Source organism: Brevibacillus brevis, assembly GCF_900637055.1.
GTDB lineage: Bacteria > Bacillota > Bacilli > Brevibacillales > Brevibacillaceae > Brevibacillus > Brevibacillus brevis.
Genome location: NZ_LR134338.1, coordinates 5,541,906 through 5,562,226, shown reverse-complemented (window position 1 = coordinate 5,562,226; position 20,321 = coordinate 5,541,906). Strand labels below are relative to the sequence as shown.

The window sequence follows — 20,321 nt, the reverse complement described above, 5'->3', positions numbered from 1 at the left end:
GAAGTACCTCCTTACGTAAATAGCCATATTCGTTTGCCAATCACACATGCCTCAGGGCGTTGTTTCCAGATCGCCAGCAAGCATTTGATCAGTGCTTCGACGCATTTGTCTCCGCTGCCGGGATCGCAGTAGGGGGTGACCAGGACTTTGTCGCAGATCCAGTTGGTTAGTTTGATGTAGTCGATATTGCAGTAATCCCAAACTTCCGATGTGCCTTTCGCTGTAAATACCCAGGTGAAAGTATGTCTTCCTCTATCTACTTGAAACACAGGAGCTCCACCCGCATTTGTATAGCTGCCTCGAAGAACTCCATCGATGTAGAAGTCTAATTGGCTATTAAAAGGAGAGGGGACAATTGTCCAATTTTCCGTTGCCTTGAAATTTCGTAGCTTGAACGTAGTCAAATAGCTTTTGCCAGTCCACTCGCTTATTTCACCTTTTTGTTCTGTAGTAATTTCTACACGCACTTTAGATACGGAAGGCTTGGAAAGGTTTTCGAGGGTAAAGTCGTAGTTTCCGGAGAGATTAACTGTCGTGTGATGAAGTTTGTTGCCTGCTTGATCGAAGATGTTTACCTGAATATTGCTGCCGTTGCATCCGCCCATCCATATTGGGACATTGGCAGTCGTTTTGAAGTTGTATACAAAAGCCGATGATTTAGGGAGGGGGAGCTTGTCGTGAAAGGTATACTCTCCATTGCTCAATCTCGCTTCGGCATCGCAATCTGTATAGAATTTGATTCGGATAGAATAATTTTTCCCTTCATCAGAATCATTGGTAATGGCAGCCTTGATTGTTTGTATATCGTCAAAATCAGAGTATTTCTCTTCGGATAGGATGGTTCCGTTGTCTTCATCGTAAACTCTTACACGTACATAGGCATCACGGCATGGTTTTGATTTTTTACTTTGCCTGATCTCGATTGTATCGATCCAACACCAGGAGTCGTCGGGTATGATTACTTGAGTTGGAGGGGGGAGATTGGGTTCATATGGCGAGTTGTCTTTTGGATAAATAGAGCCTAGTTTATCAATGCAATATTTTACCCACTTTTCTTCAGCTTTTCCTTGACTGAGAGTAAATACCCCACCGTTGTCATCTAATCCTCCCCTATGACTTATTCCCTTTAGCAGCTTGTAATCAAAACGATAATGTCTACCTTGAGGGACATCGTACTTTATGAAATGCTCTGCCTGACCTGTAGGACCTGCTGACAAGGGGTAAGAATCAATAATCGTTCGATTGGTCAAATCCGTTACGGTAACTTCTACTTTTGTTTCGTCATAGTTATTGCTGAATTTACGGTGTTTGTTGGATGTTAATTTGAGATTGCGGATCGCGATGTAATAGGGAATTCCATCTTTTCCAAACGTGGAGTCTTTAAAAAAAGTTCGTTGGACGTCAAAGACAATACAATAGGGACCTGGCTTATTACAATAAAATTTTTTGGGAACGTGGTGATTAGCGGCGCTCCAATCTCTTATTTTATAGGGATTCTGCTTGTTTCCTACATTCATCCTCTTATTTCCTGTAGCTGTGATTGTTGGGGTACTCCAACCAATACCTCTACGTGTTACAAAAAGATGAGAATTGGTTTTAGGATCGTATTCCGTCGCTTGTGCGTAACCATACAATCTTCGAGTAGATACTTGTCGCCCATTTTTATTACCTTGTTTACTATCTAGTTCATAACAATAGTATTGATAGTCAAACTCAACTTCTAAATGTTCATTGCCGACACTGTGAAAGACGACATACCAATAGGTAGAAGAATTGTGCTTATTTGCAATCTGTTCAGACGTGATTACATAGGTATTATCATAGTGTATCGGTGTTTTTTTAGCAGCGTCAGGATGAGAGCGGAAAACCCATTTGACAGGTACATCGAATGCATTTGGAACATCATAGCCTTTACCAGCATAGATTTTTAATCGCTCGGAATATCTGGCTGATGTGATAGAAGAGTTATGAATAAATCGTCGGAGTGTGTAACCATCTCTTTCAGTTCCTTGAGCAATGGGTACTTTACCATCGTAGTAAATCTTTACAGGATCTTGGGTATATTGCATCCATCGCACTCTAAATTTTCTTTTCGATTCATATACTTGTTGGTGGTCAATAAAAGGACTATAATCACCCAAATGAGTCACTGACCCCGCGGGATAACACTTCTCACCACCTGTAGAAGGATCGGGTTTCGTCGGAGGCTCATAATCGGAATCGGGGTCCTCAACCTCAACTTCATCGTAATCTTCAAATACCCACTTTAACGTTTGTTTTCCTCGGCCTAGCGGAACCACTACGGTACGGCCAAGCGGATCACTCGTGCTTTTGTTTTCAGACCAAATTAACCGATTGTTACTATATAAACTGAGGTACTCGTAGTCTGAAAAGGAACCGCCATATTCGAACTTTACGAACCCCGGTTCATCCAAATCTATATTCTCGACATAAAGGCGGTTCCGGGTACCGTCTTTATTCTCGACCTTAAGTACACCGTCTCCACCGTGACCCTCCCCATGATAACGAGTAACGATATCTTCCCATTCCCAATTGTCATCAACACGAATTTCACGTGCATAATTATCGCGATCATTGAAATCCTCGGAGAAAATTACTTCATATTCATCTTCCTCTGATTCATCAATGAGACTTTTCAGCTCCAGTTCTTCCGAAAAGTCAAAGGAGGAACCAGGGTTTAGGAAGATGTCGTAAACATTTTCTGCACGATCCTTTTCTGTGTAACTGGAGTTTTTTTCTGTTCTCCATTCCCGGTCTACATCAATATAGCTGCCCATCGGTGTTTTATGTTTGCCACTTGAAGAGCGATAAGAAAATTCACCAGGATACGTTTCTTCCAGGGGCTCTTCTGTCAGGTCATCTTGAATCCGAAAAATAACGGTATTTCGGCCTTTTGCTAAGGGGAGCTGTACATTTTTCTCCCATTCATCTCCCGTCGCTTCTAGTTGTTGTACGTCATTGATAATGACAAGGAGTCTTTCTGTATCACGTAAACCAGTAGTAAAACTGAACTCAATCCACCCATCAGCCTCAAGCTCAAAAGTATAGGTGGCATCTCCATTTCCTGAAACAATGGGGTCCTGCATATAAATTCCGCTGCCAAGTCCGGGAATCGACTTCCATTCCCAGTGACTCACCCCAGTAAAGGAGAAGTTTAAAGGATCAGAAACATTGGTGGTTCGTTCCTCGTAGTGATCAATCTCTAGTGGTGGACAAATCAGTTGGACATCTCCTGTTAAATCAACGGTACAGTTGTCACCAATTTCAATATCATAAGAAATGATAGCTGAATCTTCTTGAGTGGAGGAGGAACGTCCATCTAATGACCACTGCCATCCATGTTGTGAGACCGCGGTACTTCCTCGTACTCCTTCGCCGGTTTGGGTACGGGAAGCAAATCTTTCATCGAAAAATAGAGCAGATTCATTCGTATAGGGCGGGTTATCCACACCCATTTCGTATTGAAAACTGAAATCTCCAGCGCACTCCGCATCAAGTACTCTCTGAACTTTCCTTGAAAGTGAGTCGTTTACTCCTGAAAAATAAGTGGTGATGATGCTCTTATCTGAAAATGTAATCCATTCCCATCCAGGAATGTTATAAGCCGCATCCCCCAACGTATCCACATCCGGCGGCGTCTGCTCATCCAAGCTCTGCACCACCTCGACGCACTCCACATCCTTAACATATACCGCATTTTTCCCAAACCGCCGATCACTCATCCGACGCACAAACCAATCAAACTTGTACGTCTGCCCCGGCTTGACGTGAAACTTTGCTTCCTGCCAGCTGTTGTTTTGATTCCATTCCCCGCCAACCTGATTGTTGTTGATAAAAAACAGCAACCCATCACCAGGGGCGGTGCTAGCCATGTACTTGAAACGAATGAAACCTTGCTTTTTAAAGCGCCATTGAAAAGTCACTTTGCTGGAATTACCGTGCTTGAGCGTGGTCACATCCAGCTTCATGATATTTTCATTCCCCGCCATCTCATTGGAGCCGATAGAGTGAATCATCTTCCATTCCTGATCTTCCGTCGAGGAGACGTAACGGAAAAGGCCGTGAAACTTGTCCGACAGCGGGAGAGTCCGCATATCAAATGTAGGGACTTCTTTATCGATGGCATCGTAATGATTGAGATAGTAGCCGCTGAAATGATGATAGTAAGGAGCCGGACAAACTGGCAGCGAAACATTTTGATGGGTTCCATCTTGCTGCTCGGCGTTTTTCAGGATTTTGTAAATGCAATCTCGCACCATGAGCAAGGCGCGCTGGTAGTCGTTTTTTTGTGGATCGATTTGCTGATTGACCCACCATTCCAGACGACGATACATATTCCACAGCGCTTCGCGGCAACGAACCTTGGCGTACCAATTTTTGTCCCGGACAAATTGTTCAATCATCTGATCAATCATGTTTTCGAGAGAATCGAGATTCACCGTCTGCCAACGACCAATCTGACCTTTGCCGGGATCACCTAAGAGCGGATTTTGATACCCAGCGTAACGATCCTCTGCACGAGGACGATTGGGGCTGTGCGGATTATCTGGATGATTCGGGTGGAATGCGCCCTCTACCAATGAGGAGCGCATTTTTCCGAATGTGACGTTGCCCACTGATTTAGAAAAAATGCCAAACGTATGACCCAAAATGATCACCTCTAATCCGTAAAATCGTATTGCAGGTTATGATCTACCCAGACGCGGATGCGGTTTCCCGTAACCCAAACACGAAGCGTGTACCATTTCTCTTTTTCCCAGGCAAACGGGTTCATCGGGGTAGAGTACATGGTTGATCTGCCATTCTCTACTTTGAAAAGCTGCATGGGCCGCGGCATACCGCTGGCGCCTCCGTCACTGACGACAAACATCCAGTAGTTCTGAGCATTGTGATATTTGAACACGATGCCAGCGCTGTCCCCTTCTGCGGGCTCATCTACTTTGAAATCGACCTCAAACTGATAGTCTGTATAGGTAAAGTCGTTTCGGATGTAGCCACTCATGCCACTGGAGCCTTTTGTATGGGTAAAAGTGCCTTGGTCGCGATTATGCTCCCAAGTGCCAGAACCAAAACGAGTCCAGTTGTCTTGCCCCATCGCGAGTGCGTTCATATCCGTCGTCCATGGATAGTACGCATTAAATGGATCGTGGGGATCGTACGCTTCCGGAACAGAAAAACCACCTGACCAATGCTCAGGATCGTGTTCAGCTTCGAGTACATCATCCGAGTAGTCGTAGACCAAACCTTGTCCTATTTCTTCTATACGATCTGCCCATGCTTTCTTGTAGTCGCGAACAGAAAGTAATGGTTTCTCGATATGACCTTTCCTATGATCCAATTGGCCAGCCAAGTATTCCAGGATGACAGCATCTGCGAGTTCTTTTTTACCCATGATTTGGGTGAGAAGAGAGGTCGCTCGCTCTTGGTTGTTAGCTATCCAATCCGCGTTCATAACAGCTTGATCTGGTTGCTTGTAGCTGAGGATGGATTCGATCAAATGAGCTGCTGCTTCCGGCTGATAGGCAATCAGTTGCTCATGCAATACCGTTTGTTCCAGCGCGAGCTTGGCATACTTTTGCCACTCATCGTCTTGCAGTTCTCCATCACGCGCGCTTTTTTCTGCCACATCGTATAAATCGACGAGGTAACTGGCTCGTTCATGCGGGGAGGTAGCGAAGAGATAGCCGCTGCACAATTCCGTGATTCGGCTGCGCAGCAGTGCGGTAACCGGCAACTCGTCAAGATCGCTGGAGTGAGCCGATTTACGGGCTGTATGCTCGTCGAACAAAAAGGACGGATCGGGTTCCATGTAACCAAAAGGATGCTCAATTTGCAGCTCGGCTGGACGGAATACATCTTCGCCAACAAGTGCTTCTGCAATGGTTGCAGGGGCTGCCTCCATTTGGCTAGCGATTTCGACCTCTTCAACGGTGGAAGAGAGCAATACTTCCCGTTTTCCTGCAACCCCGTCCTCCTCCAGATGCGAGAGAACCTCATTCGGGCGGGCAGCCTCCCATGTCTCAAAGGAAAGAATCCCTGCCTTTTCTTGCAACGTCTTACTGAATATGACCTCAGATTCGATCAATGCCTGAACCCGCGTCCGCACACCCTCCAAAAATTCCTCATCTACATAAGCATCGAAAGCCTTGTTGGTTAGCGCCCATTCCATCAGCGCTTCCAATATGCTCTGACCGTCTGTAAGGCGCGAGGCAAAAATCATGTCGTCCATCAGATGGGAAGGAAATTCTTTGGAAGCAAGGATGTCTTCCAAAAGATGAGCGGGCAGTAAGCGCAAGATGGTCGCGAAGAGCATATCTTCTGCCAACAAGCTATCCATCGTTGCTTCGCGGGAATAGAGCTGGGCAGCGAGCCATTCCTGAAGCAGACTTGGGCGTACATTTTCCAGGTTGGCGAAAATGTCATCCTCATCCTGATAAAAGGATGGCTTAGGTGCTTTGCCCCCACTGAGATCGATAGGGCGTTCCTTTTCCCAAAGATGAGCAGAACGCATGAGTTGGCGATTTGCGCGAACATCATCCCTGATAATCGAAGTGGGGCGAGAAAGATCTTTCTTTCCGAGTTCGAAGTCCTGAGAAATCCAGAGCGGATTGACTTTTTCGCGTCGAGAATCAGTGATGGGATTTGGGATAAACAGATGGTGGCTGCTTTGTCGAGAGGCTTGTTCGAGATAGGTTAAGAGTGAAGCATCTGTTTGAATTAAACGAGTTCCAGAAAGCTGTGACAGGAGAATAGCGAGCTCCGAAACCCCGTCTCTATTACCGATTGTATATTCCGTCATGAGTGTGCCAGGTGATTGATAGGGACGAAAAGCATGGAGTCGAGAGCGATTAATGAACAAGTCACTGTGATACGGACGGAAGGCTGTTGGTGAAATGGAATCAAGGGAGAGAAGACGCAAGAAGTCTCGATAACCCCAGCCGCGCTCCTGCAAAATGGAACCACCTTGACGCATGGTTCGAAAACCTGTAGCAGCCTGATGGATAGCTAAGTCATGAGTAACAATCCTGCTTGCACGTTGAAGGAAATGCAGCAAGGCGTCATACTGACGGGCTTTGAGGTAAGCCCAGTCCATGTCGCGAAGCACCTTCGTCGGGTGTGTTTTAATCCTGCGGAAAGCTTGCACGAAGTGTCGGGTCATCTCGAAGGCAAAATGACGCTCGCCAATGGAACGGGACCAATCCGTAAACATGGCATGTCTGTTATCCCGTCTGGAAAGGGAGGGGCTGTTCTCAATAGATAGGCTGTGAGTGATTGATCTGGTTGCGTATTCTCTTTCCATCTGCACAAAGAGAGAAGCCCAAAACTTTCGCTCAGCCAAGCTTCTTTCGGTGTTGATGAATAAATCGAAAGTAGAAAAACGCTCTCCCGTGAACCATTCGTTCATCTTTTTTCCGGCGAATCGCTCAGTCCGTGTTGCGCTAGGTTGATCTTTCCCAACGGTAGCTTCGGCAGAAATGGAACGGCTTGCCGATGCTGGTGGCAAATCAATATGCAGCTCATCCTTATTTACGCGCACGGACATTTGGGTCGGATTGAGCTTTGCCATTCCGGCTGCTTTGATCCGATCTGATAGATGAACGCGACGAATAACTTGTAATGGCTGCTTAATGATCCGGTCAGCATCCAAGGCATCGTCTTGAAGCAAGCTCTCTTTAAGCGGCGAGCGATCGGATACCACGACCAGATCCATAGGATATGCCATGCTGGTATCATTCCGTATCATATCCTGCAGGGAATCTTGAAGCTCAGCGGAGGCAAAACATTTTCGATTCGCGAGCAAATAATCCAGCATGACCATACTGGCACTTTGTCCGTAGGGAATATAGACGAAGGAATACTTGCGGGAGGGAGAAGTGGTGAAAGTTACTTTTCCTATATAGTTGCGAATAGAAGCGTAGTGGTCTGCAAGTCTGAATTGATAGGCTGCTAGAGAAGAAATCCCGGTCAAATGGTTCACCTCCCAAAAAGAAGGGGGAACACCAGAGATGCGTTCTAGTTTTCCCCCTTTTGCTAGCTATACGGTTTTAGAGGGACTTCTTTTAGTAGCGAACTTCCTTCAGGAAAGCGACCCCCATTTTTACGTTGGCGGAGTAGTTCATGAAATTCTGCTCGGTATTGTGGTCGAAATAGCGGTATACTTCCTGCTTGTGTTTCTTGGTCGTGTCGCTCGGATCGACATCAATGATCAATTCATCCAAGTGGAGAATATTGTTTTTCGATACGGCAATGCAGGCATCGAGGCTGCCGCGGTATCCATCGTAGCCATGCACAACATAAATCGGGCTCAAATGGTAACGGCGTGTCCAAGCCGATGCGTTAAAGCCTTGTGGCTCCAGCAGCAACCCAGTATCGCCTAGAGAGCCATCCTTATATGCCTTGCCCGGCTGTGGAGCTTGGGTAATGAAGGCAGGGTAGTGCTTTTGGAAGCGAATGCCCGATTTTGTCCCGAGCATTTGCAAGGTGTTGTTGCCAAAAGAGGTGTATTGACCATAATCGTGTGGGGCGATCGGAGCAGCAGGCTCAGCAGCGACAGCTCCGGCTGTCAGCATGATGTTTCCAACTACGTCATCCATGTTGTACTTGAACGGCTTGAGTGCGCCTACGTACAGGAAGCTCTTGCGATAATCTTCAAAGTGAACAGCCGGATCGCCAACAGCTACGAGGGAAAGGCGATTGTTCATCACGTTCATGTACAGGTAGACAGGTTTGTCTATCGTACGATCTGTCGGTCGTTTGTCACTCGTGACGAATTTCTCGTCAGCCCATTCAAAATTGACTGGATGTCCTTCTGTTCCGAAGGTTTTGGCTGTGGAATTGTAGTCTGCCAATACTTGAACCGTCAAGGAGCTATGTTCCTTTGGGTTGGTGAAGCCTGGATTGACGAATTTGACATAAAAATCTTTGGTCACGTTGTTAATGCTGGAGATGCCCTTCAGGACAAGCTCGGAGGTTTTTCCAGAAGCGGAATCTTTTTTTGTGAGATCGGTCATGACCGTCCAGGTTGATTTTTCTTGTGTCTCTCCGGCGGCTGGGTTAAAGGAATAGTTGGTAAGTTGCTCAATTTCGGATTTAATCGTCTCCAGAAGCTCTTTAGAAGTGGTGATTTTTTCAATGTATTTAAAATTAGCCATGTAAAATTCCTCCTTTAATATACTTCTTTTAAGATAGCGATGGTGCAATCGGTAGGGTTGGGGGAGTACTTGAAGAAGTTTACAGGGGTATTGATTCGGAAGAACTTGTAAACCTCTGTCCAAGTTCCGGCAGCGGGGTCCTTCGGATCTTTTGGTTCCTCTGTATCTACGACGAGCTCGTCCTTGTTGATCAGATTATGGTCCTCGATTGCTACGACACTGTCGAGGTAGCCCCGATAGCCTTCGAACTGGTGCACCAGATAGATCGGCGACGCATGATATTTCTTCGTCCATTTCGAGCTTTGGAAGCCGTTTGCTTCCAGTACCATCTTGGAAAGCTCAGGAGGGATTGTGCCCACGCCATCGTATTTGGGGAGCTGGGTAATGAAGGCAGGGTAGTACGCTTGGAAGTAGACGGAGCTTCGGGTTTGCAGCATGGAGAAGGAATACATGCCGTTGGAGGTATAGCGTCCCCAACCCGAGTAGTTAGGATTGCTGTCCTGCTTGATGTCGGCTGGAAGGAAGCCTGATTTTTCTTTTGTCAAATCACCCATGCCGACGGTGATTCCAAAATTGCCTTTGTGGTCATAGTCAGCAAAAGGAATGGTTTTTCCGATATAAGCAAAGCTGCTGTAGTAGGCATCCATATCAGGCGAAGGGTCGCCTTCAATTACGATTGCTACACGATCATTGCTGACGGAGAGGTTGTATTCTACCCAATAATCTGGGCGACGCTTCTTGTTCGGTACCCAAGAGACGACAGAGTCGGCGCCGTAGAAAAAGTGGGAGGAAGGGCTTTTGATTTCTACCTTGTCATCGTAATCGAGAGCCCAAGCTTCATGAGGTGGAGTATATTTGTCCGTTTCGTCAGGATTATTCCATTTCTTGAATTGGAGCTCGGCCTGTTTTTGGTCGATGATGACTGGGACTTTACCGGGAATAATAGTGGTTTTATCGCAGGCAAGGAGGTAGGTATCAGCAGATTTTCCAACGGGATTTTTACCAGTGAAGCCTTTGCCGTAGGACACATCGAAATAGTTGTACTGATTGTTAGGATGTTTTAACATGACGAAATATTCGTTAGACGTTTGGCCTGAAGGTACGTCAGGAACGGCTTTTAGGACGACAGTGCGATCGTAGTGGTGGACGGGATTGGCAATGTATTTGACCATTCCGAATTTGTAGAGTGAGACATTTACATATGTGAATGATGGATAGACATAATAAACTGACCATTTTTCCTTTACCAGTAGATCATTCCAGTCTGAGGGCACTTGTGTAATAAGTTTGTACTCATTCCACTCAGTACCAGGAGTAAAGGTAACTCCATCCAGTTCATGCTTGCCTTGTTGTACAGCAAAGCATTTCTTACCGACAGTGTTGGCGGGATCAGTATCATCGACATTAACAACCAGTAGTCCAGGAATAGATAGGGTCATATCTTTGCCTTCATCATCTTTATAGACAAACTCTTTTACCTGAATTTTTTTGCCCGATTTTACATTACTGTTGTTAAGGGTTTCATAGACATACCCGTCTGCATCGACTAGAGGAACACCTCCATAAGAAATCAACTCCCGCAAATCCGGCAACACATAAACCGGATAAGTCTTCCCATCCGTATGCTTGTACGTTCCTTGCGTATTCGCAACAGTCGTCTTCGTATACGTAACCCACTTATCTTCATTAACCTCAAACACCTTTTCCCATCGGTTCTTCGTATCCGGGATTTTGGCATTGACGATTTCATCAGCCAGCTTGTTGATGAGCAGATCGGCTGTAACCTCGCCCTCAATCCAAGCTACTTGTTTACTAGGCATCCATACGCCTCCTTTACAGTTTCTTGCGTAAAAATTTCACATTGTACCAAACTTTCTTTTCCGTACCTGAAATGTTGTGGAAGTCAAAGCGGACCTGCGCATTTGGCTTCAACGGATAGACGATCCCAAAGCTGTTTCCCATCGAGACGGACTCCGGGAGCTCTTTGGTATAAATCGTTTCACAGACCTTCACGCCGTCCAGACTCAGCTCCCAGTAATCGCCGACGCAATAATTATTGGTAGCAAACGCCACGGATAAAAATTCTGTCGGATAGGGAAGGGCATAGGTATCGGAAAAGACTTGCTTGGATGCAGTCACATCAATCATGCGTCCGCGAATGAAGGGCTCAGTAAATTTGGAAAAGTGCGGGTAGGGGAGCTCACGTACCTTGTCGATCACACCCCCGCCCGAATAAACAACGGAGAAGCCCACTTGTACTCACCTCTCTTTCTCTATACGAAGGACATCGGTGCCAGTTAAGAGGCCCCTCGTATCATAGAGTAGACGGATCAGGTAAGATCCTACCGTTTTTCCGTCAGGTGCGTAGCCCGCAGCGGTAACCGAGGTCAAGCGCCATAGAGAATAGTACTCCCAGTCTGGATGGAGCTGATCGACTTCAAGGGGGAAGGTGGTAGTGTCTGTAGAGCCAAACGTGAGGGAAATGTCCAGCATGTAGCCAGACTCGTAGAATAGCTTGGCACCCGTGACCTTTTCCGGATCGAGGGGATGCTCCCGGATTAGACGAACAGAGGGCTCCTCTTCGAACGGGTCTGCTGTGACGGTCGTGGTTCGGTGGACTTCATCACGGATCAGATCGAGGATGGGGTAAATCAAATAATCATTGGCAATCCCGGCCATTACACAATCGCCCCCTCGTTGTTGCTCCAAAATAAATCGAGGATTTGCATATAGCCGTTCTGCGCATCAAACATCGTGCGGATTCCTTTGATGGTATACGCTTCGCGGGTCGTTGTATTGGAGTCGATAATGTAAATGCGATCGAGGACATCCAAGGCAGGGTTGCCAGGGATGGAAATTTGCAGCGTACGACACAAGCGTTTTATATCAAAAAATGATCGTCGCGCGGCCAGTCGCTTCAATTCGTCTGTCTTCGCAAAAGGAACGTGTCTCACGCCTGTGCGGACCTCGCCTTTTAGCTCCATCAAAATCTCGGTGTCTACGAAATGACCAGCCTTATTTTCTTCGTCCAGAATGACCAGATGGCTTCTGCCACGGGAAAAATCGATCGTCTTATGAATCGTGATCAAATTATCGTGCTCCGTATAAGTGGCCACAATTGGTCGATTCATATCAATCTCTTCCAACCGATACGTACCGTAACGGTCACAATAGGAACGGAAATCTGTATCTTTCATGATTTCCGCGATGGCTTCTCCCACTTTGTATTGATACGACTCGAATTTGCGTCCGGGCGGCTCAATAAAAGGATTTTTCCAACCTTTTGGGGTCAGAATGGATTCGGCATCGACTTCCACGAATTCGCCCTCTTTATCAGGCACAGCCTTGAAAACCTTGCCTGTTGCCTGCGTCACGTGGGTATAGCTTGTCTCTTGTACAATGGCATACGGGTAGTAAATGTCTTGCGGATTGCTGCGCCAGCCGTACATTCCTGCATGGGCGATCAAGTCTTGTACGATGGCCGATTTGAGGTAGGCGGCTTTGGCAGTTGGTTCAGTTGGGACAGGTGCGGTACCCTCCCACTCAGGGATCGAATCAAACTCCGTGCTGGAACGGAACTTTTGATAGATTTGCCACACGCTGTTATACCAATTCGTATCGCTCGCCCATTGGTAAGCCCCCTTGTCTCCTCCTTGCCAAAAATATTTGACGTCGTCGACTGATTGGAAGCGCCAGCCTTTGCTCGCCATGGCTTCCCGATAGCGAACGGCTCCGCGATAGAGCTGTCGCTCGATTCCTTGGTATTGCGGGTCGCATTTTTCACCGGTATAGCATCCATACCCGAGAATGAAATCGCCAGGAGGAAGACCTTTCCCGAGCGTCCCCATTTTTGTCTCATGTTCGGCAATGGCAAGCAAAAATTTATAATCGAGTTCGGGACCTTGCTGCTTGGACTGCTTTTTGGCCATCGAGATGATTTTGTCCCGACGAGACATCGAGGAAAAAACATGGGTATCATGTGCGGCAGAATGTCCGATGTCTGGGGGGTATTGCTTGTCCTCGGTAATGACCTTGTTCAAAATCTTTTTGTACATATCGCGGCAGTAAATGGTCATGGTCGATTCCTCGCCATTCAAATCGAGCTTGTCGATCAGCCCAGTAAATACCCGCATCAAATTCAGACCATAACCCATGTAGATCCGGACAGGAGTATTTTCAGAGAGGACACCGACATGGAATCCGTTCACAAAATAAGACCAAGGGGTTTCCTTGTAGGTTTCGGGAAAGTAAAACGGATTGTAGTCCGGGCTGTAGTAGCCGCCCGGGTTTGAAATCGTGATTCGTGCCTCACATGATTCCATTTCAAACTGGTCGTCCATTTCGATGTGGTTAATATTGTCCAGAGTAAGGGTGTCCATATAGACAAACTTTCCGACCTGGAGCGATACTTTTCGCGGCTGCCCAGGCATGAAGGTGCTCGTAATTTCCCGTTCCTCAAAAAACTCCTGCTGCACCGTCGGATCGACTTTGTCTTTGTTCCCGTACAGATCGGGGCGCCCTTGCAATTCCTTGATCTGAATGTATTGGAGGGAAAAGCGATTGACTTGTTTTCCATTCCAGAACAGCTCGAAACGGATTTCCGTTTCGCCATTGGGAAAGGGGATATCACGAATCTCTACGTTTTCTGTCCCGGAGAATTTGTTGACCTTGATTTGCATTTTTCCATTGAAAAAAACGCGCAGCTCGCCAGCACCTTCACCGAAGTTGGTGGAGAACCCCATGCTAAAAATGCCGGGGTGAACGGAGGTCATCTTGAGATTCATGCCTGTTGTAACGGTAGGGGAGGGGAAGACGGTCTTGTACCCTTTGGGATCAAAGGTAAAGGTGAGGTTGCTATGCTCCGTCGAGCTTCTCTCGATCATGGATAGCTTTTTGGTCAGCTCGTCTACTTTGTAGACAGATTTTGTGTGCCACGTATTATTGGTAAACCGTTCGTCAAAAAGAGTTGCTCCTGGTGTTCCAACATAGGTGGCATCGGTTGTGACTCCTGCGCCGTTATTGGAAGAGGCAGCGAACAGATGCTTCGAGCCATTCATATAAGGAAACGGATCGATAACGGCTTGTCCGTTCCAGACTTCAAAGTGCAGATGAGCTCCTCTTCCTTTGGAGCGGGGGGAATTCGGATCGTCATAGCTGCCCATGTTCGTAACGCCGGCAGAGCGGACATCGCCTGTATTGCCGCTTTTACCGATTATGGTGCCCTGCGTGACATAATCCCCTGTTTTGACGTGGATTTCGCTCATATGGGCGTAGCGGGTCCACATGCCATCCGCATGCTGAATTTCTACACGAAAGCCAAAGCTCGTATATTTTTCAGACACGGTCACTTTTTTTACTTTGCCAGCCCAGGCAGCTTTGATGGGCGTACCGACTGGACAAGCGATATCAATCCCTTTGTGGTTGCGATTGTCGCCCATATAGGCTGTAATATCGCGGATGCTTTTGCCCTCTACGGGAAAGACAAAAGGAATCTTGGACAGAGCAGTGCCACCATCTCCTGAACCATCCTGAATAATGGTGCGGGTCAATGTTTTCTCTTCTCGCGGATCACTCATAATGAAATCGAGTTCTTCAGTACGGCCCGGCACGAAGACGAGTCGATCTACTTCGACGCGGCAAGCGGGCTTCGATAATTCTCCGAGCTTGAGTCTTTCGGAGAGAATTCTGCGCAGCTCATTGGACATCGTTTGCATGAAAGCACCTCCTATTTAAACCGTTCCAGGGACCATTTTCGAAAGCGATTCAAAAAAGAGACGGCCTGTGCCCGGGTGAGCAGCGAGTAAGGCATGAACCATTTTTCTTTCTCTTCCGCATTGGATGACGATACCTCGTACATATGATTGACGACAGCCGCTCCATCGACGAAGTTGTTGATCGCAATTCCTTCGATCAAGTAATCTCCGTTGCCAAACCGCTCGTCTTCCATAGAGAGGACGGATGGTGCCCACCATGAAGGCTTGTTGCCTGTCATCCCACCGTTTAGCGCAATTTTTTCCCCGGTATTGCTGTTGTACATATATTTTTCGTGCCCGACATCTTCAAAGCGGGTGCTCGTCTCTTTGACATAGAAGAAATGAACGTTTTTACCTGCCGCAAGCGGCATGTTGAACAGAACCGTATGATCATCAAATTCCTGATAGTCCGAGCTTTTCACCGCTTTTCCATCCACTTTGACGGCAAGCAGCTCCTTACCCGCAGGGTAGGTACCGTTCAGGCGAAAAACACGTTGCCCCTCGTATGCCGTGTGGGATTCATCCAGCCGCTGTGTGGGAGGTTGTGAATCCGTAAAGCGTTGGTAAAAAGAGCGCCGAAGCCGGTCAATGAGAAGAAAAGCCTCTGCCCGATTGATGTAGGCGTTGGGAAAGAAGCGGTCGTTTCGCCATACGCCAGGGCTTTTCACCGAAAAATATCCGCCTCGCATAAACAGAGCGCCGTTTTCGTAGCTGTTGTAGATGAAGCGCAACTGTACGCCGTTTAGATTGTAGGGAAGATAAATCGTGGCTCCGGGAGCAGGACTAACCATGTAGACGTCTTGCTTGAGTCCGATATATTTTTTGGCGAGGTCTTGGGCAGGTGTCGATTTCCATTCCTCTTCTGGCACATCAATCCGCTTGAAGGAGCGTCCATATGCGTACAAATACTCGTTGAATTGGCGACTGAACGGATTGTAGAAATACGTGTCTCCGTTATCGAGGCGTTTGTTCGGGTAAGCAAAGGAAGAGGAGTTGGGGGGAATCGGTTTGCCAAAACGGTCCAAGGCAGGCTTGCCGAAGCTGGAAAAGGCAACAACTGAGTTGGCAGATGGTGCGTAATACAGCTCGACGTCCGTTTTGTTCGGGTCTGTTTGATTCGGCCGAATTTCTTTGAAAAGGGTTTGCGTGCCGTCAATATAGACATTGACGGGGTTATCTGCACTCGGTGTCAATTTGGCTGTGAGCGTAAATACTTTTTGTCCGGTGGAGCCCTTTTGTTCCTCATACAAGTAAGGAGCATTGCTTTCAAAGGAGCCATAAGCAATTCCTTGAATGAACGGTTCTCCGTCAGCCATCAAATAATTGCTGGCCTCCATTACTTCATTAAAAAACCAGTCTTTTTCATTCACATCAGCCCAGCTGATCATTTTCATCACCTCCTATATAGAGTAGACAGAAACCCGTAACAGCCCCAGCTATTCCCGAATCATCCGTTCTACCAGTCGCCTTGTCCGATTCAAAAAGGCAATAAATTCGGCGCGTGTCACAAAATCATTGGGGCGGAAGTAAATGACGGGCTTCCCATCTCGGGTAATGACCGTGATCAGCCCAAGATCGGCCATTTCTTCGATATTTTTCTGTGCCCAATGCCCTTCAATATCTTGAAACTGGAAACGTGATTCGCGTTCGATCGAGTCTTTTTTGATGAGGATCAGATCGACGGTGACGCTGTAGCGCCGTCCTGCCTCAAGCACATGGGGGGTGATGGATTCTGCGCTTCCAAGGAAAATGCTTCCCTTTTCATCGTAAAACTTGTGGGTCCAGCCTGCGTAGCTCAAGTAATCGTTATACGATTCTTTGTCTGGAAAAAGTAAGGTCAATGAACACTGGTAGCTGCTAAAGCCGGAGTGGTGGATGTGCGAGGGAGCGTTGATGATTTTGATTTCGCGTAAAGAAGGCTGGGGACTTGGCGGAGAATAGGGCTCGATGAGTCGGGCGTTTATTTCCATGAATTCAAAGCCTGTATCGACGAACAGCTTTTTTTTATAGCGCTGATTGGCAGTGCCAAAGGCGTATTGTTGGGTCATCGTTGTACCTCCTTACAATCTCGTGTAGCTCGTAGCGATTCCAGAGCGGACTTGTTGGCTCAATTCGGTAGAAAGGCTTGCTTGTGTATTGCGAACGGCTTCGCTGACGGTTGAGCCGAGGCGTTGGAGGTCAGCTTCCGTTCCGCTCATATTGGCAATGGTAATGTTCACATTGCTGTCGCCGCCATAGGTAAGGTCGTAGGTGCTGTGTGTTGCATTTGCGGTTTGCATGCCCCAATAGGTAAGCGGCTGCAAGCCGTCGGGCATGTTGAAGGTTCCTTTGGTGGGCTTCTTGGACATATGCAGAGATACGAGATTGTCGTACTTGGCTTTTTCGAGGCTTTTTTTAAGGTTCTCGATGTCTTTCTTGAATGTCTCATTCATTTGGTTCCCGGACAAAAGGCGATCCATTTCAGAACTCGTCGTATCAAAAAGCTCATTGATACTGCGTAAATATTCTTCATCTAGCTTCTTTACTACTTCAGAATTTGCGCTGTGCCCTGCTAAGATTGCTTTGTTCCTGTCAATCGAGTATTGAAGCTCTTTACTTTCCAGCTCAGAGCTCAGCTTGTCCTTCACGGAATCAATTTTTGTGCCGGAGGTATGGTTGGTTTTATCGAGGTTGTTTTGGGCGATAGAAGCATTTATATCAGCGATTACTGATTCTACTACTCCAGAGGCATCTGTACCTTTAGGGATTTTCGCTAATACCGCTTCAAAATAGGCTAAGTGTTCACTCCGTTCCTTATTAATACCACTGTAGTAGTCAGCATAAGCTTTCAGCATTTCTGGAGAATCTTCGGATTTACCTTGGTCTAGAAGAGTTGCCTGCGTTTGCTCTAATTTGGCTTTTAACTTGCCTTCCGCTAAAGCGAGTTTTTCCAGGCGATACCCAACCACTTCTTTGCCATGTTCAAGTGTCTTGACTTCATCCCATGAAGGTAGTGGAGTATCGTCCAGCTTGTATCCATCTCCATCGACATCAATAAGTTTAGAGTGCTTTTCTTTTTCGTTTTTCTTTTTAATGTCGGATTTGACATTTTCAAGAGTGAGTTGAGCTTCCTTGTCTCCAAGCTGAAAGGTATTTTCCAACTGCTGTTTGAGTTCAGGGCCATCATGCTTATAAGCCGCTTTAAAAGCGTTATAGTAATCGCTCCATGAAGGAGCAGTGCCACCCATGAAGTTGATCAGACCATCTGTAATACCAGAAACAGCAGTACCGGCAAAAAATAAATGCTTTAAACCCGGAGGCATTTTATCAAAATTAGTGATGTCGGCCACTAGACCTTTTTGATTTTCTAAGACTCTGCTTTGTCTCTGGGTATCGGACATAAACATAGGCTGCAACCAATCTTTGTTAAAACTGTCCAATAAAGTGAGTGCTGTAATACCAATCCCTATGCCAGGTAGACCTTTACCTAATTTCGCGATGTTTTTTAATCCTTTTCGCCATAGAGGTACACTCTTGGCTGCATCATCGACAGACGTTGAAGCAGCTTTGCCAGCTTTGGATGGAGCTTTCGGAGTGGAGTCTGACTCATCCGGACCGCTCGCCTTTTCGGCAGTTTTCAATTTATATTTAAACTTAGGTTTAGGTTTAGATTTTGAATCGGATTCAGGTTCAGGTTTGGATTCAGGTTCAGATTCTTTCTCATCCCCCTTCTTTTTGCCTTTGAAGAACTTTTCCCGTATCTTCGTCTTAAAATCACCCGAGAACTCTTCAAAAAGGAGAGCAGCAAAAGGGGCGAGTCTGCTAGTGGTAGAGGATGAACTGCTTGCGGCTGCAGCTGAGGGAGCGGCCTGAGGACCCGCTGTGGCAGTCGGAGGTTTGGGTACAGCCGTGGACAGTGCTTCTGTCAATTCCTTCAAGGCTTCCCGTGTTTTCTGGAGTTGTTCCTCCTGCTGTTTTAAATCGCTTGTCATGTCCTTGATTTGCTGGTCGGTCGTGACAGATGTATCAGAGAGGGCACGCAGCCTCTCATCCAGCGAAGAGACGGAAGGAATTAAGGAGGTAATCGTGTTCTGCAAACTGCCGAATGCGCGCTGGACCAAAAGGATTCGGCTGGTGAGCAAATGTGCCTGACGCTCTACATCGCGCATCTTTCGTCTGAGCAAATGCAACTGTTCAAGAAGCTTTTTCTCTTCCGCAATCAATGCCTTTAACAATCGATCATTGTACGGATACAGCTCTTGTACTCTTTTCTGTTCCAGCCTGTTGCGAACCAACCGAGTGCGGGTAGCTTGATAGGAAGACAGATTTTGCAATTGCCAGGACTGGATCTCCATCGCTTCTTGTGTAAAGGGAGAAGAGGATTGACCAAGCAGTGCGGTAACACGCTCTTGTCTTCGCTGCTCACTTCCTTCATGAAGATTGCGCCGGGCTTTGACGTAGGCAGCTTTTCCGCCGTATTGATCGGCAGCATTTTTCAACAGACGTACAGCGAGCGATAATTGGCTCTGACTTTCTCTCATGCGCTGAAGCAGGTGGACCAAAAGCGAGGGAAAGCTACCGGGCTGATTTTTAAAAATATCGAATGCTTCAAGGGACGCTGCCTGCCAGATGGTTTGCATCTGGGTTTGGGGAGCAAGCGGGTCATCTGGTAACAAAGCTGCTTTCTCCCGAATATCCGCTACAGTTACATGCGGGTCATTTGATTGGCGAGAAGACGTATAGTAGGCTCTGGTTACTTCTTCAAGGCTGACGGCATGTGTTAGCGCGATATCCCGCAGGTCTTGTTTGACTCCTGTTCGCAAGTATTCGCGCAAACCAAGTGCTTCTTCTTCCACTTGTTTTTGATCCGTCGATCGTCCTGAAACGCGTGCTTGCGCCAAATCCATCATGTTTGTATCTTTGAACAAAAAATTACGCTCTGCCTTTTTTAACAGGCGGTTCAAAGATTTCGCCGACTCCCAATTTTCAATATCCATCGAGGTGATAAGCGTGTGAAGGCCGCTGCTCATCATGTTTCGCAACACATCTACGGCAGCCTCTTCCCATGCTTGTGGATGGAGGGTGCTTCTTCTGCTGTAGGACTTTTCTGTTCTTTTAACGGGGGCATTTGGTAAAGTCGCAAAGCGGAACGGGGCAATGGCTCCTGTACTTACGGACAACAGGGAAGCAGGAGCAGCATGGGAAACAGGCTGAGAGACGTACTTACGAGAAAAGCTGAGCGGCTTTGACTCAATGTCGCGTATCATCGCGCGTAATTCATACAATTGTTGATGCAGTGCTTGAAAAAATGGTGTAGCTTGCTGGGCACGAAATGGGGATGCCGACTGTTCTACAGCACTCGTTATAGAGCGGAGGGCATCGGTCAAACGTTGGGTTTCCATGAATATCACCTTCC

The 20,321-nt window shown here is 47.0% G+C and carries 10 protein-coding genes; all 10 read right to left on the bottom strand.

Translation table 11 applies throughout. From position 1 onward, the window contains the following. Positions 1–11: 11 nt before the first annotated feature. The 10 genes from EL268_RS26940 to EL268_RS26895 all read right to left on the bottom strand — a co-directional run bounded on the left by EL268_RS26940 (position 12) and on the right by EL268_RS26895 (position 20,307). Positions 12–4,679, bottom strand: a complete 4,668-nt coding sequence (locus EL268_RS26940; protein WP_232030108.1) for a hypothetical protein — start codon at positions 4,677–4,679, stop codon at positions 12–14. Between the two features lie 2 nt (positions 4,680–4,681). Further along, a complete protein-coding gene (locus tag EL268_RS26935) occupies positions 4,682–7,999 on the bottom strand; it encodes a 3-keto-alpha-glucoside-1,2-lyase-like domain-containing protein (RefSeq protein ID WP_232030106.1) in 3,318 nt (1,105 codons plus the stop codon). An 82-nt stretch (positions 8,000–8,081) separates the two neighbouring features. Beyond that, on the bottom strand, positions 8,082–9,173 hold the full coding sequence (locus EL268_RS26930) for a hypothetical protein (protein WP_106652507.1): 1,092 nt from the start codon (positions 9,171–9,173) through the stop codon (positions 8,082–8,084). Positions 9,174–9,187: 14 nt separating this feature from the next. Further along, positions 9,188–10,993, bottom strand: a complete 1,806-nt coding sequence (locus EL268_RS26925) for a hypothetical protein (RefSeq protein ID WP_106652508.1) — start codon at positions 10,991–10,993, stop codon at positions 9,188–9,190. A 13-nt stretch (positions 10,994–11,006) separates the two neighbouring features. Further along, positions 11,007–11,426 carry a hypothetical protein gene (locus EL268_RS26920; RefSeq protein ID WP_047072281.1) on the bottom strand — a complete coding sequence of 140 codons (420 nt, stop codon included), beginning with the start codon at positions 11,424–11,426 and terminating at the stop codon, positions 11,007–11,009. Positions 11,427–11,432: 6 nt separating this feature from the next. Then, entirely contained in the window at positions 11,433–11,852 is a 420-nt protein-coding gene (locus tag EL268_RS26915) for a hypothetical protein (RefSeq protein ID WP_106652509.1), read from the bottom strand. Continuing rightward, complete coding sequence (locus tag EL268_RS26910) at positions 11,852–14,887, bottom strand: M23 family metallopeptidase (RefSeq protein WP_106652510.1); 3,036 nt, start codon at positions 14,885–14,887, stop codon at positions 11,852–11,854. The genes EL268_RS26915 and EL268_RS26910 overlap by 1 nt, the downstream gene beginning before the upstream one ends. A gap of 11 nt (positions 14,888–14,898) precedes the next feature. Continuing rightward, positions 14,899–16,314, bottom strand: coding sequence for a hypothetical protein (locus tag EL268_RS26905; RefSeq protein ID WP_106652511.1), 1,416 nt, complete (start codon positions 16,312–16,314; stop codon positions 14,899–14,901). A gap of 48 nt (positions 16,315–16,362) precedes the next feature. Continuing rightward, positions 16,363–16,974, bottom strand: a complete 612-nt coding sequence (locus tag EL268_RS26900) for an S-layer homology domain-containing protein (RefSeq protein WP_106652512.1) — start codon at positions 16,972–16,974, stop codon at positions 16,363–16,365. 12 nt (positions 16,975–16,986) lie between these two features. Continuing rightward, entirely contained in the window at positions 16,987–20,307 is a 3,321-nt protein-coding gene (locus EL268_RS26895) for an AAA family ATPase (RefSeq protein WP_106652513.1), read from the bottom strand. Positions 20,308–20,321: the final 14 nt, after the last annotated feature.